This is a genomic window from Paenibacillus terrae HPL-003, assembly GCF_000235585.1.
GTDB lineage: Bacteria > Bacillota > Bacilli > Paenibacillales > Paenibacillaceae > Paenibacillus > Paenibacillus terrae_B.
This window is the reverse complement of sequence record NC_016641.1, coordinates 5,158,089-5,182,211: the sequence shown is the minus strand read 5'-3', so window position 1 is coordinate 5,182,211 and position 24,123 is coordinate 5,158,089. Positions and strand designations below refer to the sequence as shown.

At 49.1% G+C, this 24,123-nt stretch carries 25 protein-coding genes; 22 read left to right on the top strand and 3 right to left on the bottom strand.

All coding sequences use genetic code 11. The annotated features are described in order from the left end of the window. Positions 1-22: 22 nt before the first annotated feature. From lpdA to lipB, 5 genes are all read left to right on the top strand, one after another. Positions 23-1,444 carry a dihydrolipoyl dehydrogenase gene (gene lpdA / locus HPL003_RS22960; RefSeq protein ID WP_014282176.1) on the top strand — a complete coding sequence of 474 codons (1,422 nt, stop codon included), beginning with the start codon at positions 23-25 and terminating at the stop codon, positions 1,442-1,444. Between the two features lie 141 nt (positions 1,445-1,585). Further along, positions 1,586-2,614: a thiamine pyrophosphate-dependent dehydrogenase E1 component subunit alpha gene (locus tag HPL003_RS22955; protein WP_014282175.1), complete on the top strand. Its 1,029-nt coding sequence runs from the start codon at positions 1,586-1,588 to the stop codon at positions 2,612-2,614. 2 nt (positions 2,615-2,616) lie between these two features. Further along, positions 2,617-3,603, top strand: coding sequence for an alpha-ketoacid dehydrogenase subunit beta (locus tag HPL003_RS22950; protein WP_014282174.1), 987 nt, complete (start codon positions 2,617-2,619; stop codon positions 3,601-3,603). Between the two features lie 88 nt (positions 3,604-3,691). Next, entirely contained in the window at positions 3,692-5,095 is a 1,404-nt protein-coding gene (locus tag HPL003_RS22945) for a dihydrolipoamide acetyltransferase family protein (RefSeq protein ID WP_014282173.1), read from the top strand. 45 nt (positions 5,096-5,140) lie between these two features. Beyond that, positions 5,141-5,839 (top strand): lipoyl(octanoyl) transferase LipB, encoded by a 699-nt coding sequence (gene lipB / locus HPL003_RS22940; RefSeq protein WP_014282172.1) that lies wholly within the window; start codon positions 5,141-5,143, stop codon positions 5,837-5,839. A 122-nt stretch (positions 5,840-5,961) separates the two neighbouring features. On the opposite strand, the gene prli42 is transcribed toward lipB, so the two are convergent. After that, a complete protein-coding gene (prli42, locus tag HPL003_RS28255; RefSeq protein WP_014282171.1) occupies positions 5,962-6,066 on the bottom strand; it encodes a stressosome-associated protein Prli42 in 105 nt (34 codons plus the stop codon). A gap of 85 nt (positions 6,067-6,151) precedes the next feature. Between prli42 and HPL003_RS22935 the strand changes: the two genes are divergently transcribed. Beyond that, positions 6,152-7,285 carry a tripeptidase T gene (locus HPL003_RS22935; protein ID WP_014282170.1) on the top strand — a complete coding sequence of 378 codons (1,134 nt, stop codon included), beginning with the start codon at positions 6,152-6,154 and terminating at the stop codon, positions 7,283-7,285. A 56-nt stretch (positions 7,286-7,341) separates the two neighbouring features. Here the strand turns inward: HPL003_RS22935 and mciZ are convergent, their stop codons facing one another. Further along, positions 7,342-7,485, bottom strand: coding sequence for a Z-ring formation inhibitor MciZ (gene mciZ, locus HPL003_RS27975; RefSeq protein ID WP_014282169.1), 144 nt, complete (start codon positions 7,483-7,485; stop codon positions 7,342-7,344). Positions 7,486-7,610: 125 nt separating this feature from the next. Between mciZ and HPL003_RS22930 the strand changes: the two genes are divergently transcribed. The 7 genes from HPL003_RS22930 (at position 7,611) to HPL003_RS22900 (ending at position 13,287) form a co-directional block, all read left to right on the top strand. Next, positions 7,611-8,222 (top strand): NUDIX domain-containing protein, encoded by a 612-nt coding sequence (locus tag HPL003_RS22930; protein WP_014282168.1) that lies wholly within the window; start codon positions 7,611-7,613, stop codon positions 8,220-8,222. A gap of 5 nt (positions 8,223-8,227) precedes the next feature. Next, positions 8,228-9,424, top strand: coding sequence for an endonuclease Q family protein (locus tag HPL003_RS22925; RefSeq protein ID WP_014282167.1), 1,197 nt, complete (start codon positions 8,228-8,230; stop codon positions 9,422-9,424). Positions 9,425-9,628: 204 nt separating this feature from the next. After that, positions 9,629-10,282, top strand: a complete 654-nt coding sequence (spoIIM, locus tag HPL003_RS22920) for a stage II sporulation protein M (RefSeq protein WP_014282166.1) — start codon at positions 9,629-9,631, stop codon at positions 10,280-10,282. Positions 10,283-10,384: 102 nt separating this feature from the next. Further along, a complete protein-coding gene (gene fur, locus HPL003_RS22915) occupies positions 10,385-10,882 on the top strand; it encodes a ferric iron uptake transcriptional regulator (RefSeq protein ID WP_014282165.1) in 498 nt (165 codons plus the stop codon). 168 nt (positions 10,883-11,050) lie between these two features. Next, on the top strand, positions 11,051-11,293 hold the full coding sequence (locus HPL003_RS22910) for a YqzK family protein (protein ID WP_014282164.1): 243 nt from the start codon (positions 11,051-11,053) through the stop codon (positions 11,291-11,293). A 116-nt stretch (positions 11,294-11,409) separates the two neighbouring features. Then, positions 11,410-12,381 carry a site-specific tyrosine recombinase XerD gene (xerD, locus tag HPL003_RS22905; RefSeq protein ID WP_014282162.1) on the top strand — a complete coding sequence of 324 codons (972 nt, stop codon included), beginning with the start codon at positions 11,410-11,412 and terminating at the stop codon, positions 12,379-12,381. Positions 12,382-12,462: 81 nt separating this feature from the next. Beyond that, on the top strand, positions 12,463-13,287 hold the full coding sequence (locus HPL003_RS22900) for a purine-nucleoside phosphorylase (RefSeq protein ID WP_014282161.1): 825 nt from the start codon (positions 12,463-12,465) through the stop codon (positions 13,285-13,287). A 36-nt stretch (positions 13,288-13,323) separates the two neighbouring features. On the opposite strand, the gene HPL003_RS22895 is transcribed toward HPL003_RS22900, so the two are convergent. After that, positions 13,324-14,589, bottom strand: a complete 1,266-nt coding sequence (locus tag HPL003_RS22895; RefSeq protein WP_014282160.1) for an O-antigen ligase family protein — start codon at positions 14,587-14,589, stop codon at positions 13,324-13,326. Positions 14,590-14,793: 204 nt separating this feature from the next. On the opposite strand from HPL003_RS22895, the gene HPL003_RS22890 reads away from it, so the two are divergent. From HPL003_RS22890 to lysA, 9 genes are all read left to right on the top strand, one after another. Next, positions 14,794-16,452 carry a glycosyl hydrolase family 28-related protein gene (locus HPL003_RS22890; RefSeq protein ID WP_014282159.1) on the top strand — a complete coding sequence of 553 codons (1,659 nt, stop codon included), beginning with the start codon at positions 14,794-14,796 and terminating at the stop codon, positions 16,450-16,452. 212 nt (positions 16,453-16,664) lie between these two features. Beyond that, positions 16,665-17,858: a D-alanyl-D-alanine carboxypeptidase family protein gene (locus HPL003_RS22885; RefSeq protein ID WP_014282158.1), complete on the top strand. Its 1,194-nt coding sequence runs from the start codon at positions 16,665-16,667 to the stop codon at positions 17,856-17,858. Between the two features lie 96 nt (positions 17,859-17,954). After that, positions 17,955-18,308 (top strand): anti-sigma F factor antagonist, encoded by a 354-nt coding sequence (gene spoIIAA, locus HPL003_RS22880; RefSeq protein WP_014282157.1) that lies wholly within the window; start codon positions 17,955-17,957, stop codon positions 18,306-18,308. Beyond that, positions 18,305-18,760 (top strand): anti-sigma F factor, encoded by a 456-nt coding sequence (gene spoIIAB, locus HPL003_RS22875; protein ID WP_014282156.1) that lies wholly within the window; start codon positions 18,305-18,307, stop codon positions 18,758-18,760. Before spoIIAA ends, spoIIAB begins: the two co-directional genes overlap by 4 nt. A gap of 11 nt (positions 18,761-18,771) precedes the next feature. Continuing rightward, on the top strand, positions 18,772-19,527 hold the full coding sequence (gene sigF, locus HPL003_RS22870; RefSeq protein ID WP_014282155.1) for an RNA polymerase sporulation sigma factor SigF: 756 nt from the start codon (positions 18,772-18,774) through the stop codon (positions 19,525-19,527). A gap of 177 nt (positions 19,528-19,704) precedes the next feature. Further along, positions 19,705-20,358, top strand: a complete 654-nt coding sequence (locus HPL003_RS22865) for a stage V sporulation protein AA (protein ID WP_014282154.1) — start codon at positions 19,705-19,707, stop codon at positions 20,356-20,358. After that, positions 20,358-20,780 (top strand): stage V sporulation protein AB, encoded by a 423-nt coding sequence (locus tag HPL003_RS22860; protein WP_014282153.1) that lies wholly within the window; start codon positions 20,358-20,360, stop codon positions 20,778-20,780. The genes HPL003_RS22865 and HPL003_RS22860 overlap by 1 nt, the downstream gene beginning before the upstream one ends. A 26-nt stretch (positions 20,781-20,806) precedes the next feature. After that, entirely contained in the window at positions 20,807-22,492 is a 1,686-nt protein-coding gene (locus HPL003_RS22855) for a spore germination protein (protein WP_014282152.1), read from the top strand. A gap of 110 nt (positions 22,493-22,602) precedes the next feature. After that, complete coding sequence (lysA, locus tag HPL003_RS22850) at positions 22,603-23,970, top strand: diaminopimelate decarboxylase (RefSeq protein ID WP_014282151.1); 1,368 nt, start codon at positions 22,603-22,605, stop codon at positions 23,968-23,970. Positions 23,971-24,123: the final 153 nt, after the last annotated feature.

The window sequence follows — 24,123 nt, the reverse complement described above, 5'->3', positions numbered from 1 at the left end:
ATAATGTTATTGGAGGAGAAGCATGACTATACATTGTGATGTTGCGATTTTGGGCGGAGGAACCGGGGGATATGTGGCAGCAATTCGTGCAGCCCAGCTCGGCAAGGAAGTCGTCATTATTGAAAAGGACAAGCTAGGTGGAACCTGTCTGCATCGTGGATGTATCCCGAGCAAAGCTTTGCTGCGCAGTGCGGAAGTGTATGCGACGATCAAGGAAAGTGCGCAATACGGCATTGAGACCTCGGGAGCGCAGCTTGTTTTCCCTAAGGTACAAGAGCGCAAGGAAGCCGTTGTGGAGCAGCTACATCAGGGCGTGCAATTTTTGATGCGTAAAAATAAAATCACGGTGCTGAGCGGCAAAGGGCGCGTGATTGGACCGTCCATTTTTTCTCCAAAAAGCGGCGCAGTTGCTGTGGAGCTGGAAGATGGCGAGATGGAGACGATTGTTCCCGCCCATCTCATTATTGCAACGGGATCACGCCCGCGTGTGTTGCCTGGATTGGAGCCGGATGGCGAATTTATTCTGAGTAGTGACGAGGCGTTGATGATGGAAGAATTGCCGGCTTCCCTGATTATCGTAGGTGGTGGCGTTATTGGCGTGGAATGGGCTTCCATGCTGAACGATTTTGGCGTGGAGGTTACGGTGGTCGAGGCGGCGAATCGGCTTATTCCAACCGAGGACGAGGACGTTTCGCGTGAAATGCAGCGCCTGTTAACAAAACGGGGGATCAAGGTGCTGACGGGCTCGCAAGTACTGGCTGAAACATACGGCAAGGATGAGGAAGGCGTACAGATTGACGTGCAAAAAGGGGAGGAAACCGAAACCCTCAGAGCCTCCAAGCTGCTCATTTCGGTAGGTCGTCAGGCGAATGTGGAAAATATCGGACTGGAAAATACGGATATCCGAGTAGAGCGTGGCTTTATCTCGGTTAATGAGCATTTGCAGACCAATGAACCCCATATCTATGCAATCGGGGATTGCATCGGGGGCTTGCAACTGGCGCACGCGGCGAGTCATGAAGGTTTGCAGGCGGTTCATCACCTGGCGGGCGAAGAATTTCACAGTGTACCGAACCATCTAATTCCGCGTTGTATCTATACACGTCCTGAGGCAGCGAGTGTTGGCTTGACGGAGCAAGAAGCTCGTGAGCGTGGACATCAGGTGAAAACAGGGAAGTTTCCTTTTCAAGCCATCGGAAAGTCGCTTGTGTACGGTAGTCGGGACGGGTTCGTCAAAGTAGTGGCCGACAAAGAAACGAATGATATTCTCGGTGTACATATGATCGGTACGCATGTGACGGATCTTATCAGCGAGGCGGCCCTTGCACAGTTGCTGGATGCTACCCCTTGGGAAGTCGGACAGCTTGCTCACCCACATCCGACGTTGTCGGAGATTTTGGGAGAAGCGATGCTAGCGGTTGATGGACAGGCAATAGGGATATAATTTTATCTTAATAAATCGGTGCTTTTCTTTTTGGGGAGAAAAGGATTATAATGGGGTTAGCCAGAGTTTAGTACCAGGTTTTAAGACAAGATGGTACTAGGTGCTGGTAGTAGGATGTTTGACACTTAAGGAGGTGCCTCAATGAGTTCAAAAGGCGCTGTAGACGCTGGCTTCAGACATGAACAGCTGGGACTGACTCACGGACAAGTTATTGACATGTACAGATATATGCTGCTCGCAAGAAGATTTGACGAGCGCAACATGCTCCTGCAACGGGCAGGAAAAATTAATTTTCACGTTTCCGGTATTGGGCAGGAGGCGGCACAAGTAGGTGCGGCTTTTGGACTGGACCGGGAGAAGGACTATTTTCTTCCCTATTACCGGGATTACGGATTCGTACTTGCGGTTGGTATGACGCCACGCGAATTGATGCTATCGGCATTCGCTAAGGCGGATGATCCAAACAGCGGTGGTCGGCAGATGCCCGGTCATTTCGGCAGTAAACGGCTGCGTATTGTGACAGGCTCCAGCCCGGTGACGACGCAGGTTCCACACGCAGTGGGTGTAGCGCTGGCTGCCAAGATGCAGAAGAAGGATTTTGTATCGTTCGTTACATTTGGTGAAGGCTCCAGCAATCAGGGGGATTTTCACGAAGGCTGTAACTTTGCAGGTGTGCAGAAGCTGCCAGTCATCATTATGTGTGAAAACAATCAATATGCGATATCGGTTCCGGTTCATAAGCAGATGGCGGGCAAGGTGAGCGACCGTGCTTTGGGCTACGGTTTCCCTGGAATTCGGGTCGATGGCAACGATGCGCTGGCCGTTTATGCAGCTGTCAAGGAAGCGCGTGAACGTGCTATTCGTGGCGAGGGGCCAACGCTTATTGAAGCGATGATGTACCGCCTGTCTCCTCACTCTACCTCGGATAATGATCTGGCTTACCGGACCAAAGAGGAAGTGGATGAGAACTGGGCCAAGGACGGCGTAGCCCGTATGAAAAATTATTTGCTGGAATGCGGCATTTGGGATGAGGCCAAGGACGCGGATTTGTCGGCTGAGCTGCTGCTCGAGGTCAAGGAAGCGATTGAATATGCAGATAATGCGCCTTTTCCGAAGCCCGAAGATACGCTATTGCATGTCTATGCTGACAGCGATGGGGAGGGCCGATAATTATGGCGGTTATGGAATATATTGATGCGATTCGTCTTGCTATGAAGGAAGAAATGGAGCAGGATGAAACGGTTTTTGTGTTAGGTGAGGATGTTGGTGTTAAGGGTGGTGTCTTTACGACCACCAAGGGTCTTATGGATCAATTCGGTGAGCAGCGTGTCATGGATACGCCGTTGGCAGAATCGGCTATAGCTGGTGTTGCCATTGGTGCAGCTATGTACGGAATGAAGCCGATTGCCGAAATGCAATATTCGGACTTCATGCTTCCAGCAACCAATCAGATTATTAGTGAAGCAGCTAAAATTCGCTATCGCTCTAACAACGACTGGAGCTGTCCTGTTGTGATCCGTGCGCCTATCGGTGGCGGTATTTTTGGCGGTTTGTATCATTCACAGTGTCCAGAATCTATCTTTTTTGGTACACCGGGTCTGAAAATTGTAGCTCCTTTTACCGCGTATGACGCCAAGGGACTGCTGAAAGCAGCCATCCGCGACCCTGATCCGGTGCTGTATTTTGAAAACAAAAAATGCTACAAGCTGATCAAGGGTGAAGTACCTGATGATGATTACATCGTTCCGATTGGTAAAGCCAATTTGCTGCGTGAGGGTGACGATATTACGGTCATCGGGTACAGCCAGCCGCTACATTTTGTTATGCAGGCTGCTGAGGAGCTGGAGAAGGAAGAGGGCATTACTGCACATGTTGTGGATTTGCGCACACTCCAGCCGCTGGATCGTCAGGCCATCATTGAAGCTGCAAAGCATACGGGCAAGGTACTCATCGTACACGAAGACAACAAAACGGGCGGTATTGGTGCTGAGGTATCCGCAATTATTAATGAGGAATGTCTGTTCGAGCTGGATGCGCCGATTGAGCGCCTGTGCGCTCCAGACGTGCCTGCAATGCCGATCAGCCCGCCGATGGAGAAGTTTTATATGTTGAACAAGGATAAGGTTAAGGAAGCGATGCACCGTCTTGCAATGTATTAATATGGAGCGGATTGGACGAAAGCATTCCAAAAGTGTAGCGGGGGTTGTGGTAAAACGCGCCCTCCTATGATGTTAAGGAGTTGAAAAAATGTCAGACCAAAAACAATGGACCGACGTGACCATGCCCCAATTGGCTGAATCGCTTGTGTCGGCGACAATTGCAAAATGGCTGAAACAACCTGGCGAAACGGTGGAGCAATTCGAACCGATTTGCGAGGTCATTACAGATAAAGTGAACGCGGAAATTCCATCGACATTGGACGGAATTATGGGGGATCTGTTGGCAGAGGAGGGTCAGACGGTAGCCGTTGGAGAGTTAATTTGCCGTATACAGACGAAGTCGGCTGCACCTGCTGTATCAACTGGAGCGACTCCCGTTTCGCCAGCACCTCAAGGCAACACACAAGTACAAGTACAAGTACATCCCCAACAGGGTGCTGCCTCAGATCAATCCATGCGGGGACGTTTTTCCCCGGCGGTGCAAACACTGGCTGCTCAGCACAGCATCGACTTGAACCAGGTGATGGGCACGGGCATGGGCGGACGAATTACTCGCAAAGATGTACTGAATTATGTACAACAGGGTGGTTCCGCTCAGGCCATGGCATCTGAACAGCCAACTGCGACGACACCAGGACAAGGCTCTCCTTTTGTCGGAAGACAGCAGTCCACCGCTCAGCAAAGTACACCGATTCAAAATATGGACCCTGCTATTCCGGTACGCAACAGCGGTATTCATTTGACGGAGGCTCCGAAAGCTCCTGTGATCGAAGTTGAGGGTGACAACAATAACAGATCGGAGTATTTTATCGACGTTACACCGATTCGTAGTGCGATTGCCCGCAATATGCGGCAAAGTGTCTCGGAAATTCCACATGCCTGGACGATGATTGAGGTGGATGTGACTAATCTGGTGCTGCTCCGCAACAAGATCAAAAACGAGTTCAAGCAAAAAGAAGGTATCAACATTACGTACCTGGCTTTCCTCATGAAAGCAGTCGTGAATGCCATCAAGGAATATCCGATCATGAATTCGGTGTGGGCTGTGGATAAAATTATCGTCAAAAGAGATATCAACATTTCCCTGGCCGTGGGTACAGAGGACGCGGTTTTGACACCTGTTATTAAAAAAGCGGATCAGAAAAATATTGCCGGACTGGCGCGTGAAATTGACGATTTGGCACGTAAAACACGGGAAGGTACGCTCAAGCTGGATGACATGCAGGGCGGAACATTTACCGTGAACAATACAGGCTCCTTTGGTTCAATTCTCTCTTATCCGGTGATTAACTATCCGCAGGCTGCGATTCTGACCTTTGAATCCATCGTTAAAAGACCAGTGGTCATTGATGATATGATTGCGGTTCGCTCGATGGCCAACCTGTGTCTGTCACTGGATCATCGGATTTTGGATGGTGTTATTTGTGGACGATTCCTGCAACGGGTCAAAGAAAACCTGGAAGGCTACACCTTGGATACGAAGCTGTACTAATCATCCGAACAGTTGGGTAAATGGACGGAGAGGAAGTGACAGGCCGTGAACAGACGACCGCTGGATGTAACCTATACGAATAGGATGGAGTATGCCCATGCATGGGATATCCAAAAGGATATTGTAGGTAAGCTGGATGCGGGGGAGGCGAGGGAAACGCTTATGCTTCTCCAGCACCCTCCGACCTACACGATTGGCTCTCAGCGGCATCCTGAGCATCTGCTTCTCACGCCGGAGCAGTTGAAAGCTCAGGGAATCAGCGTCTTTCAGATTGACCGTGGGGGAGACATTACATATCATGGGCCGGGCCAACTGGTCGGATATCCCCTGCTTATGCTGGGCAACCGAGAGGCGCTTGACCTGCACGGATACCTCAGGAGTCTGGAAGAGGTGATCATTCGGTTGCTGGCGTCCTATGGTATTGCAGGAAGTCGCAAGCCTGAATATACAGGGGTATGGGTCGGGAATCTTAAAATCGCGGCCATAGGAGTCAAATTCAACAAATGTAAGCACCGTCGGGGCTTTGTGACCAGTCATGGTTTTGCCTTCAATATCAAATCAGGGATACAGCATGAGGGCTTTCAGGGTATCGTTCCATGCGGAATTCAGGAATACGGAGTGACTTCATTGGAGGACTGCACACAGCAGACTTTTTCAGTGGAGCAGATTGCGAAGGAGATTGTGCCTTACTTTGAGGAGCAATTTTCATTTGAGGCGGAATGGCAAAGTCATTCCCTCCAATAAAGCAAAGGCGGGCTATTCTGTGATGTACACGGAAGCCCGCTTGTTTTCTTGCGCCGCAGCTTGTCCAGCTACAGTCTCCATGGAGCACTGGGCCGGGAGAATATCTTGAGTGGCGCAATCCATTATAGTGGCATAATCAACGGCTCAATCACCATGAATAGCGTAGAGCCAATCATCGCGGCGAGCATAATGTAGACGAAAAAACGAACCCATTTTTTGTTCGGCATGTGTAACTCCTTTAGGATAGGTTTAAGTCAGATATAAGACTATCTATCCATATTGTAGCGTAAACGAGAAAGAGAGGGAAGTTCAATGACGGCAAAAGTAGTGAAAGACCGAATCATACAAGAATTTATGGAACTCGTACAGGTGGATAGCGAAACCAAGCACGAGCAGGAAATATCGCGTGTTCTGAAAGAGAAATTCAATGCGCTTGGGCTTGAGGTAATAGAAGATGATTCCCGCGAAAGAACCGGACATGGTTCGGGTAATCTGATCGTAACCTGGAAAGCAGAAGGCGCGGAGCAAGCACCTAAATTGTTTTTTACCTGCCATATGGATACCGTTACACCAGGCAAAGGCATTAAGCCGCAGTTGGGTGAGGATGGCTGGATTCGTAGTGACGGTTCAACAATTTTGGGGGCAGACGATAAGGCAGGGATTGCCGCTTTGTTCGAGGCGATTCGTGTCGTGCGTGAGCAGAAAATTCCCCATGGACAAATTCAGTTTGTGATTACGGCAGGTGAGGAGTCTGGTCTGTTTGGCGCACGGGCAATGAAACCGGAATTGCTGGATGCCGACTTTGGGTATGCGTTGGATTCCAATGGTGAAGTAGGCTCGATTTGTGTGGCTGCGCCAACGCAGGCTCGTATTGAAATGAAAATTACTGGAAAATCTGCTCATGCGGGTGTAAATCCTGAAGATGGCATCAGTGCCATTCAAGTAGCCTCCAAGGCCATTTCCAACATGAAGCTGGGACGGATTGATAAGGAAACGACTGCTAACATCGGCAGCTTCGAGGGCGGCGGAGCAACGAATGTTGTATGTGATTTTGTACTGATCCGGGCAGAGGCACGCAGTATTGTGCAGGAGAAGGTTAATCATCAAATCCAGCATATGCGTGAAGCACTGGAAACTACCGCGCGTGAATTTGGTGCACAGGGAGAATTCCGCAGTGAAGTCATTTATCCGGCATTCAGCTTTACGGAGCATGATGAAATTGTACAGGTGGCGCAGCGTGCTATACAAGGGCTGGGGCTGGCAACGCCGACCTTCCATTCGGGTGGTGGCTCGGATGCCAATGTATTCAACGGGCTGGGGGTTCCCACGGTGAATCTGGCTGTTGGCTATCAGAACATTCATACGACACAGGAAAAAATCAAGGCAGATGATCTGGTGAAGGTTGCCGAGGTGGTCGTAGCTCTTATTCAACAGGCGACGAAGTAAGACTCGCACGATACACATAGGTTCAGGCTAAAGACAGGGATAGCATTCCCTTGTCTTTAGACCTGAACCTTTTTTGGCACCATGAGCGAGGCGATAGTGGCAGCGGAGCCGTGTTCTTTTTGCCATTGCCGCAGAAGGGCTTGAATCTGCCAGGCTTTGCCGACAATATGGAGAGTGGTTTCGGTACGGTAGCTTTTCATTGGCGAATCTCCTTTGAACAGGGAAATTTGTTATAATACCACCATATGCCCGAAGTGGACAAGTTAGACCAAAGCTGGCGATAGCTAAATGAAGAGAGAGAGATGACGAAGGAGGCAACATGCTAGTGAACAATCATAAGAAAGATCCAGTGAACGAACAGGTGAATAAACCAGACCGCAGACCTTATTCCAATCCTGCGTTGGAGGAAAAAACGGTATCCACGCAGCCCATTTTTGAAGGAAAGGTGATCACGTTACAGGTGGATACGGTAGAGCTTCCCGACGGCTCCACGGGTAAGCGTGAAATCGTGAAGCATCCGGGGGCGGTGGCTGTGTTGGCGCTGCATGAGGGGAAAATGCTGGTCGTGGATCAGTACAGACAGGCGATGGGCCGCTGTGAGGTGGAAATCCCGGCAGGCAAGCTGGAGAAGGGCGAAGATCCAATGGAGGCGGCGGGACGCGAGCTGAGAGAAGAGACAGGCTATACTGCTAAGTCACTGAAGCTGCTACATTCCTTTTATACTTCCCCGGGATTTGCGGATGAAATCATTCATCTGTATGTGGCTGAAGAACTGGAACTGGGAGAGATGGAACCGGATGAGGATGAGTTTCTGGAGCTGTTTGAGGTGACGCTGGAGGAAGCGCAGACACTCATTCGCGAAGGTCGGATTAGTGACGCCAAAACGATTCTGGCCGTCTATGCGTGGCAGCTTCACCAACACACAGGAGGCTTCTAAGCGGTATGAATGGAAATACGGTGGAACTTACAGATTACTATGCTGATCTCCATATTCATATCGGCAGAACGGAAAAAGGAGATCCGGTCAAAATTAGCGGCAGTCGGGACCTGACTTTTGCCAACATTGCCAAGGAAGCATCTGGACGCAAGGGGATCGGACTGATCGGGATCATTGACTGTCACGCGCCGAACGTGCAGGAGGATATCCACGCTTATTTACAAACAGGTGAAATGGCGGAAATCAGCGGTGGCGGTATCGCGTACCGGGATACGGTTGTGCTGCTGGGAACGGAGCTGGAGATTCGGGCGGAAGGTCGTCCCGAGGCTCACATCTTGGCCTATTTTCCCAATATGTCGGCGATGGAGGATTTTACGCAATGGATGGCTCGGCACATGAAAAATGTCAATCTCAGCTCGCAGCGTATCTATGCCCCACCACGTGAGCTACAGCAGCAAATTTACGGCCGTGGAGGCATAATGGTGCCAGCGCATGTGTTCACCCCTCATAAGGGCATATACGGCAGCTCTGCGGCTCGTATGGAGGAACTGCTGGATATGCAGCTCATTAGCGGGGTGGAGCTGGGGTTAAGCGCGGATTCGTCTATGGCCGGATTGATCTCGGAGCTGGACCGTTTCAGCTTCCTGACTAATTCGGATGCCCATTCGCTCGGCAAAATTGGACGGGAGTACAACAAATTATCCATGGCAAAGCCGAGCTTTGATGAATTCAGAATGGCTTTGGAGCGCCGGAAAGGACGACGGGTGTCTGCCAATTATGGATTAAATCCGAAGCTGGGCAAGTACCATCGTTCCTACTGTCAAAGCTGCGGTACGATTATGGACGAGCAAGAGATGGCGGACGAACGCTGCCCTGCTTGTGGTCATACCAAGCTGGTGCGGGGCGTGCTGGATCGGATTTGGAGTATAGCTGACCGTGAGCAGCCTGTAATTCCATCGCACCGTCCACCGTACATTTACCAGATTCCGCTGGAGTTTATCCCTGGTCTGGGCAAAGCCAAGCTGAACCATCTGCTGAATGCGTTCGGAACAGAAATGAATATTTTACATGAGGTCACACAGGAACAACTGGCGGCGGTTGTCGGAGAAGTGTTGGCAGAGCAGATTGTCCTTTCCAGGGAGGGACGACTGTCCCTCGTATCCGGTGGTGGTGGAACCTACGGCAAAATAGCTAAGTCCTAGTAAAGTTTTGTCGCTATAAAGTCATGTCCTATTAGAGTCATATCGGGGTCTGCTTGTTCATAACCATTAAATATCTATGCCGTTGGCTTGGCACATCACTCGTGAATCTTCTTTTGCAGCGTAAGCTGCCCCGAATCCTAGCCAGCAGCCGTCGGATACGGTTGTTTTTTGGACAAACAAGCAGATGAAAGGGGCAGGACGCCGATGCAATGGTTTCGTCATACGTTAAAGGATCAGACGCCGTATTATGTTTTTTTGGCCGTGCTGTTTCTGGTGGGAGTCGTCTTTGGTGCACTGATGGTGAACGCGCTCTCGCTGGAGCAGCTTCAGGATTTATCGCGTTATCTGAAGGATTTTTTTGTGACGGTAAATCAAAATGAACAGGGCTCTGCTGGTTCGCAAGCGACCTCAACCTTTTGGGATAGCGTCTCTCTACATCTAAAATGGGTCGGTTTGATCTGGGTATGTGGTCTTTCGGTCATCGGTCTTCCTGGCATTCTCGTACTGAATTTCCTCAAGGGTGTATTGATCGGATTTTCGGTAGGGTATATGGTAGGACAATATTCGTGGAAAGGGCTGTTATTTTCCCTCGTCTCCGTGGCCCCCCACAATTTAATCGTCATTCCGGTACTGCTCGTGTGCAGTGTGGCTGCGATGACCTTTTCCATTCATATGATCAAAACTAAAATACTTGCTACACGGCCATCTGACGGAATGCTGCGTCCGTTCCTGTCCTACGCAGGGCTGACCGCTGCAATGATGTTGCTCCTCGTTGGAAGTGCATCCTTTGAAACTTGGGTAACCCCGGTTATGATGCAGTGGGTTACTCCCATGCTGACTGCTTCCGTGTCTCCTTGACTCCGTTTCAAAATGTTTGACTTTATTTGTATAGACCCCCTATAATAATAGGAGTGAAAAAAAGTGCAGTGGGCAGTAGCTTTTGCAGGGGGAGGGAGACACATGGAAGCACGGATCGATAAAATTAAGCAGCAGTTGCAATCCCAGGGCTACAAACTAACGCCTCAGCGGGAAGCCACCGTCAGAGTTTTACTTGAGAACGAAGATGATCATCTGAGTGCGGAAGATGTATTTATGCTCGTTAAAGAGAAAGCTCCCGAAATCGGTCTGGCAACCGTATACCGTACCCTAGAACTGCTAAGTGAACTGCACGTCGTGGAGAAAATCAATTTTGGTGATGGCGTTGCGCGTTATGATCTGCGCGGCGATACGACCAAGCATCACCACCACCATTTGATATGTGTGCAGTGCGGCAGTGTGGATGAAATACTGGAGGATTGGCTTGGACCGCTGGAAGAGCGTCTGGAACGGGAATATAACTTTACCGTAGTGGACCACCGTTTGGACTTTCACGGCATTTGTTATCGTTGTAAGACGAAGAACGATACGACCGCCCAGAAATTTTTGGGTAAAACCAAGAAAAACAAACCTCAGGATTAATAAGCTGACAACCCAAGCTCTCACCGGCGAAGACGCGTTCGGGGGGAGCTTTTTTGGTTCGGGATCTGCTATACGACATTAAGCGGAATAAAAAGGAACAGCTTGTCATACTCTTCCATAGAGGGCTCTAATAGGTCCTATAATCTGGAAAAAAGGCGGCTGATTCACATGGTACTATCGTTGCGGAGAGGACTGAAATGGCTGCGACTGGTCATACTGTTCGGGGCTTTGGTATGTATGTTCTATTATAGCCTTGGGTTGTTCAGAGATTGGATTACACCTGTGGATCATTACCGGATACCGGAAGGACATGCAGTCAAGGTATTCGGCGGGCAGGAATTATCCGACGTACCCGAGCATAAGACGGCAGTGTCGGAGCGTCTACGTTTCTTTTACTGGTATGGAGAATAGCCTATGCAGTTGAGCTTGTATCCGCTTATGACACAGAGGTCGTTTTTTAAGAAAACAAACGCTGGGACTGATCCGACTGAACCGTTGTATGCAGGACAAGGAGACTTCTGGAACTCATGAAAATGTATATTCAACCTTTTGTTCGATATATGGAAGACGAAAAGGGCTTGTCGCCTAGCACATTGGAAGCGTATCATCGGGACGTACAGCAGTTTGTCGAGTTTGCTGAAAGCTGCGGCATTGAGCAGCTGGACAATATTCAACGCTCCCATCTGGTGCTGTATTTAGGACGCTTGAAGGAACAGGGAAAAGCCGCAGCGACGATTTCGCGCAGGGTAGCCTCTATCCGCTCCTTTTTCCATTTTCTCATTCGGGAGGGGATTACGGGTCATGACCCGTCTGTCTTGCTGGAACTGCCGAAGGCCAACAAAAAGAAGCCTTCTGTGCTCACGCAGGATGAGATAGAGCGTCTGCTGGCAGCGCCGAATGTTTCCACCCCGCAAGGGGGACGGGACAAGGCGATGCTGGAACTGCTGTATGCGACAGGCATCCGTGTATCCGAGTTGATGGCCCTGAATGTGCGTGATGTACGCACCGATCTGCGTTTTGTTCACTGTGGCGGTGAGGCGGGCAAGGAGCGTGTTGTGCCGATCAGCCGTGAGGCATCGCAGTGGGCACAAGCGTACATGGACGAGCAGCGTGGGTTATTGCTGCGATCCGGGCAGGGTGGGTTATTGCTGCGATCCGGGCAGGGTGAGGAGGCTCAGGTAAAACAGGAAGCCTTGTTCCTCAATGTATCCGGTCAGCGTCTCAGCAGACAGGGTTTCTGGAAAATGATCAAGAAGTACGGTCAGGAAGCAGGCATAAGCGGGGATATTACACCACATACCCTGCGGCATTCTTTTGCCGTACATATGCTGGAGGGCGGAGCGGATTTGCGCTCCGTACAGGAGATGCTGGGCCATGCCGATCTGTCCACGACGCAGGTTTATGCGCAGACAGCCAAGCGAAGTATGAAGGAAGTCTACGAAAAGCATCACCCACACGGCGGCAACCGTATATCCAGCGACGGCAAGGATCGCATGTGATGATGGTTTACCATAATCATCATTATAGTAATCGATAACGGCAACTATAACTAACGATTGTACAAGTCAGGAGAGATATTGATGTCAACAGCCAACCAAGCTACGATTCAGGAAGCAGCAGATTATATCCGTGCCAAGAGCGGAATCCGTCCGGAAATTGGCCTTATTTTGGGCTCAGGTCTCGGCATTCTGGCCGATTTGATTCAGGAAGGAATTAGTATTCCTTATCAGGATATCCCCCATTTTCCCGTATCGACGGTAGAAGGTCATGAAGGAGAATTGCTGTTAGGGACCATTGAAGGTCGCGCTGTAGTTATGATGAAGGGCCGCTTCCATATGTATGAGGGTTATGGCCCGCAGCTTACGGCTTTCCCGGTTCGGGTCATGAAGCAATTGGGTATTCAAAGCTTGTTGGTGACAAATGCGGCAGGCGGTGTCAATACGTCTTACGAGGCGGGCGATCTGATGGTTATCTCGGATCATCTCAATCTGACAGGACAAAATCCGCTGATTGGACCGAACGATGCAGCTCTGGGTGTTCGCTTCCCTGACATGTCGGAGGCATATAGCCGTCGCTTGCGCGGGATTGCCAAGCAAACCGCTGCTCAGCAGGGCTTCAGCTTGCAGGAGGGCGTATATGCCGGATTGCTGGGTCCAAACTATGAAACGCCTGCTGAAATCGTTATGCTGCGCACACTGGGTGCAGATGCGGTGGGTATGTCCACGGTGTCTGAGGTCACTGTAGCCCGTCATGCAGGCATTGAGGTGCTGGGCTTCTCCTGTATCACGAACATGGCGGCAGGCATTTTGGATCAGCCTCTGTCCCACGACGAAGTAATGGAGACAGCAGAGAAGGTACGTGAGAAATTTTTGAATCTCGTATTGGGGATTATTCCACAAATGTAGGTTGTCACATCCCAAGAACCCCGTTCCCAACGCCAGTTAAGGCGTAGGAAAACGGGGTTCTTTTTTGCGTGCTGTTCGGTTGGTAGTTCCTAATGTGATGGAGGCGTGCTGCATGCCTGTCGTATTCGCCTTTTCTGCTACTGTCAGTCTATGCCGTTCCTGTACCTTAATCACAATAACAACGAATATGATCCAGTAGATCGCCAGAGAATTCAGAAAGCGGCTGTCTGTAATATTGTTCAATACAATGAATAGGAAAAAGACAGCTGCCGTCAGCCATGTATACATATCGGTTTTACCGATTCTGAATTTAAATAAAGTGGTTATGACGAGTGTAATGGTTGCTAACAGTCCTGTGAGGCCGATATCGATCCACAGATCCCGAAATCCGCTGTGGCTGCTTGTCAGATCAAATCGGATTCCATTGGCATAGATGCTGGGCCGGTTTGCCCAGAAGGAGCCGTAGCCATAACCAAACCAGTAGTGACTATCAATGGCGCCTGCAATCCCCTGCCAGATTTCTGTTCTTCCGGTCAAGGTTGTTGTCTTGCCGAATTCCGATGCAATCGCATCTCCGTAGCTCAAGGCGAACACGAGACTCAAAAGCAAAAGCAGGCAGGAACTGCTAATGAAGAAACCACGCAGCGCAACGCTTCGGATTCTTTTGAATAGCAATATAAACAGGATGAACGTGAACAGGGAAGAAGTTAGCAGCAACGAGGTAGTGGATTGGCATTTGATGAGCAGTAAGGCATTCAGCAAAATAAAGCCAACATGCAAAGCTTTGCGTGTTCCCCTGAAAAAATAAATGACATGTGAAACAAAACATAGCAGAGAGAGCGTTCCTAGTGTGTTTTTATGACCGGAAATGCCTTTCCACAGCCCTGTATGTTCGACACCTCCATGAATGGCAAAGGAGGGAACGAGCAATACCGCTAGTAGATTGAGTATGCTCAAAATACTTAACGTAATGACCAACAGGCGGATACAGCCTTGCGTCGTATAATGGGTAACCAGATAAAGTCCAAAGGTGGAAAAAGCAACGAATTTAAGCACCATCAGCATAGATGAGGTCTGTTCCTGTTCAGCCCATAAACAGGAGGCAGCTATGTACATCATGAGCAAGGTCAGCAACGGATTATCAGCCAAGGTTGCGATCAGTGGCTTTAGCGAGGGCAACAGCATCAGATAGCTAAACAACAGGATAAGCAGGGAAATTGCGATCACTCTGGGAGACAAGCCCTGACAGGCATATGGAATCGAAAAAGCCAGTAAACCGACCACTGTAAGGACAGTCTTCACACATTCACCACCCGGATACGATATGTATCTATTTTATACAAAATGTATCTTTTTGTACAATGATAAAATTTTTAATTTTCATTTTTCTCAAGTGTAGAGCAAGCTGTCTCGTGCATATACTCAGTCCATGTTAAGAAAATGCAAAATCCTTCAGCTCTGTCTGAAAGATATATTTTCAAAGTTTTTATAAATGGGGGTGTTCGGGTGACGGATCGTTTCACAGACCGTTTGAAGTTGAATTTGAGTAGTACGGGCACAGAGCTGACGCTGCAGCAATTAAATGAAAATTTTAAAAGCATTGAAAAGGAATTCATCCAACGTAGTGTAAATGCAAGCTGGTTTGGAGCGGCAGGTGACGGTGTTCAGGACGATACGGCAGCTTTGCAGGAACTGATCAATAAGACTCCCGACTATTCCATACTTCATATCCCGAGTGGACGATACAAAATAACCTCCACCCTACAGATTCGCAAACAGGGCATACGCATTTTTGGTATTCATAAGGGCAGATACCGACAGGGTAAGGGGGTTACGTCGATTGAATACTATGGTACGGGCCCTTGTTTTCAAATTGGAGACGAGAGTCTTCCATCGTTTAGCGGCTTTCAAAATGTGCAGTTTCATGACCTGGCCATCCGGTACGAAGGGACGGATCGAGCATCATTAAATAATCCTTTTTCTCAGGAAGTGAAGCGCGGATATTATGGAAAAGGTGCTTTAGGCATTCAAGATTGGAAGGGCGGCGGAGTTACGCTGGATAATGTGTTGATTGAGCATTTTGAGACGGCTTTTTGGGGCTACGAAAGCGATGTGGATTTATTTAATTGTACGGAGATTAATTACAATAAAACGGGTATTCACTTGCAGAACAGAAGTTCACAGTTTACCAGCCTTGCGCTTTTTACACTGGGGAATGATACGGCGCTCGATCTGAATAGCTCCAACGGGGCCAGATTTTTGGCCAGCCAGCACATTAAGGACGGAAGCTCAGGTGATATCCCCATTCGAATTGATGATTTTATGAATGCCGAATTTATAGGCTGCTGGTTTGAGGGGCTAAGCTTAGAACATAGAGTGACGGTTCCGTCTTTTATTCAAATTGGTGTCACGAAGGAGACGAAGAATGTCGCTCTTCGCGACTCCATTTTAGCCATCGCGGACAAATTCAGGGACAAAAACGACGACAACTACCGGTCAGTATGTGATTATTTTGTAGATGTGGTCATTGGTAAAAAAATTTTAGTGGATGAGGTGGGTGGATATCCACGCAATTTGAGGAATCTGGTTTCCTTCTCCGGCAGCTCATCCACGCAGCAGGCGACGCTTCGTTCGCATTTGGATTTCAATTACGTGGATAACCGTTATTATAAAAACAACGGGACAGGGCAGGCTTTGCTGCTAGTGGAGAAATATTCGAACAACGGAATCGAGCATTTGGATAAAACCTTTGTCAAAGCCTACCTGGGAGCAAGACAAAATATCCTCGCAGGCAGTTGGCAGAAGGTACACTTCAACCAGATCAGCTATGATGAAATGACCGAGTTTGAGGCTACGGGCAACCGCTGGCGGGCCAAACAAGCCGGGAAGTACAGAATACAAGCCTATATTTCGACCGATCCTCAAGTGGATGGCAATCGTACACGGCTGGCGCTCCATGTGAATGATGAACAGATTGCCGGCAGTTCGGCGTATGCTTATTTCGATGATCGGGTGATTGGCGGGCCGAACTACAGTGCTTTGAGTGGCACGATTGAACTGAAGCTGGAAGCCGATTCTTTTATTGATATACGGGTGTTCAGCCAAAATAAAACGGATATTTTACCAGGTGGAGGACTTACGTACCTCACGATCAGCCGAATATAAGTCGCTGTCACGCAGACGATAGGCGTTCTTTTATATTAAATTTGGAAAATCCGCACCATGCTGGCTCAGCTTGGTGCTATTTGATGTTTTCAGGCGTATGGAATATTTTTCATCCAATCTGACGACAATGGTTAGCAGCACGCGAATAGGCCGGAGGAGTAAGCTTACGGGCTCCGGTGCTTTACGCCAATATGTTGAGGAGGGAACCGATTGTGAAGAAAAAAGTGGTAGCGTTCATCCTGGCTTGTCTGGTAGCCTTGACTGCTGTCCCCGTCGGCGGTTGGGCCGAGGAAAGCAAGCCTGAAAGCAAGCCCAAAGAGGGTTCTGCGGCCGAGCTGGCTCCCGAGGCTCTCTCGGCGATCCTGATGGATGCGGATACGGGAACAGTCATCTATGAAAAAAATAGCCGTGAAAAGCTTCCTCCGGCGAGTATTACCAAAATTATGACCATGCTGCTGACGATGGAGGCTATTCATGATGGCAAACTCAAGCTGACCGACAAAGTACGGGCCAGCGAATATGCGGCTTCGATGGGCGGATCACAAATTTTTCTGGAGCCGGGAGAAGAAATGACGGTTGATGAGATGCTTAAGGGAGTGGCGATGGCTTCCGGCAACGATGCTTCCGTGGCGATGGCTGAGAAACTTGCGGGCTCTGAGCAGGCCTTTGTCGAATTGATGAATGCCAAGGCGCAGCAGCTTGGTTTAAAGGATACCCATTTTGCCAATTGCAATGGTTTGCCGGTAAAAAATCACTATTCTTCTGCGCATGATATTGCCGTGATGAGCCGTGAACTGTTGAAATATCCCCAAATTACGAAATATACAGGAGCGTACCAGGACTATTTACGCAAATCCTCGGCCAAGCCGTTTTGGTTGGTGAATACGAATAAGCTGGTTCGTTTCTATACTGGAGCGGACGGGCTGAAAACAGGCTATACGGGGGAAGCGAAATTTTGCCTTTCCGCTACTGCCAAGCGTGATGGTATGCGTGTAGTCGCTGTCGTACTTGGCGAACCGAATACTAAAACACGTAACAATGAAGTATCTTCCATGTTTGATTATGCTTTTTCCCAATACACGATGAAATCAGTGTACAAGCCGGGTGACCTTCTGGGAAGCGTGAAAGTCGAGAAGGGTGTACTACCGGAGCTGAAAATTCAGGCAGATCGTTCCTACAGTGTGCTGGTGAAAAAGGGAGGAGCTAAGGAAACGCTGCGTCATGAGCTGCAACTCGCTCCAAGTTTGAAAGCTCCTGTCCGTGCAGGTGATCCGGTCGGCAAGCTGATTGTCTATCAGGATGGTAAACGGCTCAAGGAGTTTAACATAACCGCACCCGTGGCGGTAGAGAAGGCTGGATGGTGGAAATTGTTTAAACGTACCATGTCGAACCTGTTTTCTTTGTAGATTTTAAGGGGTTTTCTTCTAGTTTTGTCGGAGGGCAGGAATCGTCTGCGGCTGCGTAGAAACCCTTGTCCAAGACCGGGAGGAGAGTGAGTAAGCATGAACTTGCAAATTGAAATGGAGCATCACCGGGGGGTGCTGATTGTTAGACTGTCCGGTGAGCTTGATCACCATACGTCGGACATGGTCCGTATGCAAATGGATGAGGCGATTCAGCGCCGACAATGCGAGCATATCGTGCTCAGCCTGAAGAATCTCCAGTTTATGGACAGCTCCGGCCTTGGCGTTATCTTGGGACGTTACAAGCTGATTAAACAAAAGGGCGGGAAAATGGCTGTCTGTGATGTCAATCCGCCGGTACACCGACTGCTGGATATGTCAGGCTTGTTTAAAATCATGCCTGTATATGAAAACGAGGGAAATGCGCTCACGGAACTGGAGGTGGTGTCATGAGAGAAAGTACGGGAAACAATTTCATGAGCTTGCAGTTTGCCGCCAAATCCGAGAATGAAGCGTTTGCCCGCGTCGCTGTCGCTGCCTTTATTTCCCGGCTTGATCCGACGATGGACGAGCTAAGCGATCTGAAAACCGTGGTGTCCGAGGCGGTGACGAACAGTATTATTCACGGCTATGACAGCGATCCGTCCGGAGTCGTGACGATCAAGGTTGGGATTGAAACGGACGTGGTTACATTGGTGATTGAAGATGCAGGAAGAGGGATTGAGGATTTGGAGCTGGCGAAGCAGCCACTGTATACGTCCAAGCCTGAATTGGAACGGTCCGGCATGGGGTTTACCATTATGGAAAATTTCATGGATGAGTTTGAAGCAGTCAGTGAGCCGGGCGGAGGCACGTCGGTCCGGATGAAGAAAAGGATTGAATCCAAGAAAGCTTTGTATAATTAGGGGTTGATCCTATGGAAGCAGGAGGAAAAAAAACTTCGAACAGCTATTTGGAGGATGCGGAAGTCAAACGGCTCATTGCACTGAGTCAATCCGGTGATAATGATGCCCGTGAGACACTGGTCAATAGTAATATCCGGCTCGTCTGGTCTGTCGTGCAGCGCTTTATGAACCGGGGATATGAACCTGACGATCTTTTTCAGATCGGCTGCATCGGTTTGTTAAAATCGGTGGACAAATTCGATCTAAGCTATGAAGTCAAATTTTCAACGTATGCGGTCCCGATGATTATTGGGGAAATTCAACGTTTTCTGCGCGATGACGGCACGCTCAAGGTTAGCCGCTCCTTAAAGGAGACGGCCAATAAGGTCCGCAAAATGAAGGACGAGCTGTCCAAACGGCTGAACCGTTTACCTACGATCAAGGAAGTCGCAGATGAACTGGGAGTTACACCAGAGGATGTTGTTTTTGCCCAGGAGGCTAACAAGCCGCCAACCTCGATTCATGAAACGGTGTTCGAAAATGACGGTGATCCGATTACGCTCATGGATCAGATTGCTGATGAATCGCAGGAGCGATGGTTCGACAAGCTGGCGCTGAATGAGGCTATCGGCGGGCTGACTGAGCGGGAACGGCTCATTGTATATCTGCGTTATTATCGCGATCAGACCCAATCGGAGGTCGCAAGCCGACTTGGTATTTCCCAGGTGCAGGTATCGCGGCTGGAAAAAAAGATTTTGCAATCGATTCGCGATCAGATTGCTCAATAATATCGGTGAGGAGTTCTGCTAAATCCTCATGCCTGCGTAATTCAAAAGGGTATTCCCAAGCCATGTTAATGGCTAGGAATACCCTTTTTGCGTGAAAGAAAAAGAAAGTGCACGGGAATATGTTTCTTGTCTCCGCCTCATACTAACCGGTAATTACGAGGATAAGGAGGGGATCGGATGACTCATAATCCGGCTCCTACAGTGTCTCCCATAGTCTACTTACGTCTCCGCAGTCGTGTACGCATGTTACAGGGGCATGACTTGCGTTTGGGAGATGTAGCCCATCTGCTGGCAGATCCCGAATGGGAAAACGATCTGCTGGAGCTTGTTCTCAAGCGGCCGCAGCAGCAGGACGGCAATCTGATACTGGTGGATATGCTGCAAATCATTTCGAAAATTAGAGAACGCATTCCGGGTGTCGTCGTGGAATCTCTCGGCAAGCCGCATGTGCTTGTGGAAATCGTGGAGAAACCGCGTAAGCCATCCAAAATATTGTTTGTCCTGGTATGGTTGCTTCTGTTCTTTGGATCTGCGCTCACGATTATGAATTTCCACGCTGACGTCAGCATGATGGAGGTGCAGGTGCGGATTGTTGAGATGATTACCGGACACAAAGATGAGCATCCATATCTGTTCCAGATTTCGTATTCGATCGGCATCGGCTTCGGCATGATTGTGTTCTTTAATCATTTGTTCAAAAAAAAATGGAACGAGGAGCCGACGCCGCTGGAAGTGGAAATGTATCTGTACCAGGAAAATGTGGATCAGTACGTTGTGGCGGAGGAATATGAAAAGATGGCCCGCATGCATACGAAGGATAAGCGCCGATGATGATATGTGTACAGGGTATACTTCAGATCATTTTAGGTATCGCTGGAGGCGTAGCGGTGGGTGGCGGCGTGATCGCACTTTTTATTGTGCTGGATATGATTCCTCGGCTGGCACAGCTTACCCGTACCTATAAACAATCACGTGCATACGAAAAATCTATGATTTTGGGTTCAGTGGTGGGAACGGTGGCAGATTTTTGGAATATTTGCTTGCCGTTGCCGGGCGTACTTACGTGGATACCGGGGTTATTTTGCGGAGTGTTTATCGGTTTACTTGCCGCAGCACTGACGGAGGTACTGAATCTTTTGCCTATACTCGCCAAGCGGCTCCATATGACCGTCTATATGTTTGGTTTGCTGATGGCGATGGTGCTGGGTAAGGTGACAGGTTCGTTTTTTGACTGGTTCGTGTATAACCGATAACGAGGAAAGTGAAGGGGGTAAGAGATATGGAGCATAGACCGGATCAAGATCATCAGGAGGACGGAGCCATCGGGAATGAAGGTTATACTGCTGGCGAGGAAGAAATGAGCCCGTGGAAAAAAAGGCAGGCACAGGAGTCAGCACGTTTTAAGCATAAAAAAGAGAGTGAGCGTTCTGATAACGTAGAGGAATCCGTCCTCTATTGGCAGGGTAAGGATGATATATCGCCAAGGATGAAGGATAATCGGGAAACGCTTAAAGCAGTAATCGGTCTGGGGGAGACCTTTGACGTTGTATTCAGGGAGATGACACTGGGCGGGCGTCATATCGGCTATCTGTTTCTGAATACCTTTGCCAAGGACCAAGTCATGGTTGAAGTGCTAAAGCGGCTCACCTATCTAACACCGGATGATCTGTCTACGGACGGACTGCAATCGTATTTTGAAAATTATATTCCGCATATTCAGGTGGAAAAGAGTGACAAAATGTCGGTTGTCATCAATAAGGTGCTGACAGGCTATAGCGCCTTCTTTATGGAAGGTGAGCGCTTTTCGGTCATTTTGGACACCCGTAATTACCCGGTACGCAATCCCGAGGAGCCATCACTGGAGCGCGTCGTACGCGGTGCCCGTGACGGCTTTACAGAGACGATGCTGACAAATGTGGGTCTGGTTCGCCGTCGTTTGCGAGACCCCGGCCTTAAATTTGAGGCGATGCAGGTTGGTCGCCGCACCCGAACAGACGTATGCTTGGGCTACATTGATGATATCGTGGATAAAGTGATGGTGGATACTGTACGCGACAAAATTAAAAACGTCGATCTGGACGGCATCCCGCTGGCAGATAAGCAATTAGAGGAGACGATAATTAACAAAGGCTGGAATCCATATCCATTAGTGCGATATTCGGAGCGACCAGATGTTGTGGCTTCGCATATTATGGAAGGGCGACTCGTTATTTTCGTCGATACTTCACCCAGCGTGATGATCTTGCCTACCACCTTTTTTGACCTGTGTCAGCATGCAGAAGAGAATCGGCAAACGGCTTTTATGGGGAGCTATTTGCGCTGGGTTCGCTTTATAGGGATTTTTGCCTCGATGTTTTTGCTTCCGATGTGGCTGCTTATGGTCATCAATCCCGAGCTAAAACCGGCATTTCTCGATTTTATCGGTCCTCAAAAGGAAGCCCATCTCCCGCTGATCGCCCAGTTTATCATTGTGGAGCTAGGGGTCGATCTCATGCGCATGGCGGCTGTCCATACACCGACACCGCTGGCTTCCGCGATGGGCTTGATCGCCGCCATTTTGGTCGGGGATATTGCGGTCAAAACGGGACTTTTCGTCAACGAAGTTGTGCTGTATATGGCTGTGGCTGCTATCGGGATGTTTGCAACACCGAGCTATGAATTGGGATTGGCCAATCGGCTAATCCGGCTGTTTTTGCTGATTGCTGTGGCTATTTTCCACGTTCCGGGTTTTATCGTAGGCACGACACTGATCATTTTGATGCTGACACTGCACCGGTCATACAATTCTTCCTACCTGTGGCCGTTCATTCCTTTTAATGCCAAGGCGATGGCTTCCATCTTGTTCCGTATGCCTGTACTGAATGCGCCTAATCGTCCGTCATCTAACAAAACGCGGGACAATACGCGCATGCCTGACACAGATGCAAGCACGGATTCGAACTCTGGCAACAGGCAAGAACATTAATATAAATGATCTGCATAAAAATCCATTCTTCTTGATGCTTTTTTTGCTATACTGGTGTTAACATTCGTTGGAATATGACTTGCTTGTTCCAGAAAGAGAGGCGCCAGAACATGTATTTGCATGGAAGCAGTAAAATTAACAGCAATGGACATTTGGAGATTGGCGGATGTGATACAACGCTTTTGAAGGAGCGTTTTGGAACACCGCTATATATTGTAGACGAACAGTTAGTACGCCAGCGTTGCCGGGAGTTTATAGAAGCTTTTCATGAAACCGGGTTGAAGTTTCAAGTCGCTTATGCAAGCAAAGCATTTTGCGTAATGGCGATGTGTGCTTTGGCTGCAGAAGAAGGGATGTCACTCGACGTCGTTTCCAGTGGAGAGCTGTTCACCGCGCTGCAAGCTGGATTTCCGGCAGAGCGAATCCATTTTCACGGCAACAACAAAACACCGGAAGAAATTGAAATGGCATTAGATGCGCAAATTGGTTGCTTCGTGGTCGACAGCGAGATGGAGCTGCATTTGCTTCAGGCTCTTGCCTCCGAGCGGAAACAGCATGTAAATATTTTATTGCGGGTTACACCGGGGGTTGAAGCGCATACGCACGAATATATGGCTACAGGCCAAGAGGATTCAAAGTTCGGTTTTGACATTGCGAACGGTACAGCACGCCATGCGGTGGAGCAGGCTATCAAGCTGGATCATCTGAACCTCCTGGGGGTGCATTCCCATATTGGATCGCAAATTTTTGAAGTGAACGGCTTCCAAATGGCTGCCGAACGGGTTGCCGCTTTTTCCAGAGAAATCAAGGAACAGCTTCAGTTTTCTTTCAAGGTTATTAATCTGGGTGGGGGATTTGGCATTCGTTACACAGAAGAGGACACGCCACTGAAAATTTCCACCTATGTACAGGCTATCGGCGAAGCGGTAAAAACTCATTTTTCCGGGCTTTATGATGAGCTTCCAGAAATCTGGATTGAGCCGGGACGCAGTATTGTGGGTGATTCAGGCACAACTTTATACACGGTAGGAAGTATCAAGGATATTCCGCAGGTACGTAAATACGTCTCGGTGGACGGCGGAATGACAGATAATCCGCGTCCAGCGCTATATCAGGCGAAGTATGAAGCCATGCTGGCTAACCGAGCGTACGATGCGAACGAGGAGACGGTATCCATTGCGGGCAAATGCTGTGAGAGCGGCGATATGCTCATTTGGGATGTGGAGCTGCCGCGTCCGACCAACGGGGATTTGCTGGCTGTTGCTTCAACCGGAGCCTACAATTATTCCATGGCGAGTAATTATAACCGGATACGCCGACCAGCGGTTGTATTTGTAAATAATGGTGAGGCCGAGCTGGTAGTGCGCCGGGAAAGCTATGAGGATATCGTTCGGAATGATGTCGTGCCACAGCGCCTGGTCCGTGACCAAGCCGGTCCATCGGCTCATCCCAACGCTAAGATTACGGTTTCTTCCTGATTTTGATACGCGTGACGAAGTAGACCATTTAGCCGGAAGTGATATACCGGGGATAATGGTCTCTTTTTTTGGACAAGGCTTTGCTAAGCGCGGCAATTCATAGTAAACTGGAACTTGATGCTATTTAGCTTTCAAAACAGGTTGAAAAGGAGC

Bases quoted from the DNA above. Each gene is read 5' to 3' on its own strand.
- HPL003_RS22910 (WP_014282164.1), top strand. From the start codon at position 11,051: ATGGTACTATCGTTGCGGAGAGGACTGAAATGGCTGCGACTGGTCATA.
- sigF (WP_014282155.1), top strand. From the start codon at position 18,772: ATGGAAGCAGGAGGAAAAAAAACTTCGAACAGCTATTTGGAGGATGCG.
- HPL003_RS22865 (WP_014282154.1), top strand. From the start codon at position 19,705: ATGACTCATAATCCGGCTCCTACAGTGTCTCCCATAGTCTACTTACGT.
- spoIIM (WP_014282166.1), top strand. From the start codon at position 9,629: ATGCAATGGTTTCGTCATACGTTAAAGGATCAGACGCCGTATTATGTT.
- HPL003_RS22900 (WP_014282161.1), top strand. From the start codon at position 12,463: ATGTCAACAGCCAACCAAGCTACGATTCAGGAAGCAGCAGATTATATC.
- HPL003_RS22935 (WP_014282170.1), top strand. From the start codon at position 6,152: ATGACGGCAAAAGTAGTGAAAGACCGAATCATACAAGAATTTATGGAA.
- spoIIAB (WP_014282156.1), top strand. From the start codon at position 18,305: ATGAGAGAAAGTACGGGAAACAATTTCATGAGCTTGCAGTTTGCCGCC.
- prli42 (WP_014282171.1), bottom strand. From the start codon at position 6,066: ATGCCGAACAAAAAATGGGTTCGTTTTTTCGTCTACATTATGCTCGCC.
- HPL003_RS22955 (WP_014282175.1), top strand. From the start codon at position 1,586: ATGAGTTCAAAAGGCGCTGTAGACGCTGGCTTCAGACATGAACAGCTG.
- HPL003_RS22855 (WP_014282152.1), top strand. From the start codon at position 20,807: ATGGAGCATAGACCGGATCAAGATCATCAGGAGGACGGAGCCATCGGG.
- HPL003_RS22860 (WP_014282153.1), top strand. From the start codon at position 20,358: ATGATATGTGTACAGGGTATACTTCAGATCATTTTAGGTATCGCTGGA.
- lysA (WP_014282151.1), top strand. From the start codon at position 22,603: ATGTATTTGCATGGAAGCAGTAAAATTAACAGCAATGGACATTTGGAG.
- mciZ (WP_014282169.1), bottom strand. From the start codon at position 7,485: ATGAAAAGCTACCGTACCGAAACCACTCTCCATATTGTCGGCAAAGCC.
- lpdA (WP_014282176.1), top strand. From the start codon at position 23: ATGACTATACATTGTGATGTTGCGATTTTGGGCGGAGGAACCGGGGGA.
- fur (WP_014282165.1), top strand. From the start codon at position 10,385: ATGGAAGCACGGATCGATAAAATTAAGCAGCAGTTGCAATCCCAGGGC.
- HPL003_RS22950 (WP_014282174.1), top strand. From the start codon at position 2,617: ATGGCGGTTATGGAATATATTGATGCGATTCGTCTTGCTATGAAGGAA.
- xerD (WP_014282162.1), top strand. From the start codon at position 11,410: ATGAAAATGTATATTCAACCTTTTGTTCGATATATGGAAGACGAAAAG.
- HPL003_RS22945 (WP_014282173.1), top strand. From the start codon at position 3,692: ATGTCAGACCAAAAACAATGGACCGACGTGACCATGCCCCAATTGGCT.
- spoIIAA (WP_014282157.1), top strand. From the start codon at position 17,955: ATGAACTTGCAAATTGAAATGGAGCATCACCGGGGGGTGCTGATTGTT.
- HPL003_RS22925 (WP_014282167.1), top strand. From the start codon at position 8,228: ATGAATGGAAATACGGTGGAACTTACAGATTACTATGCTGATCTCCAT.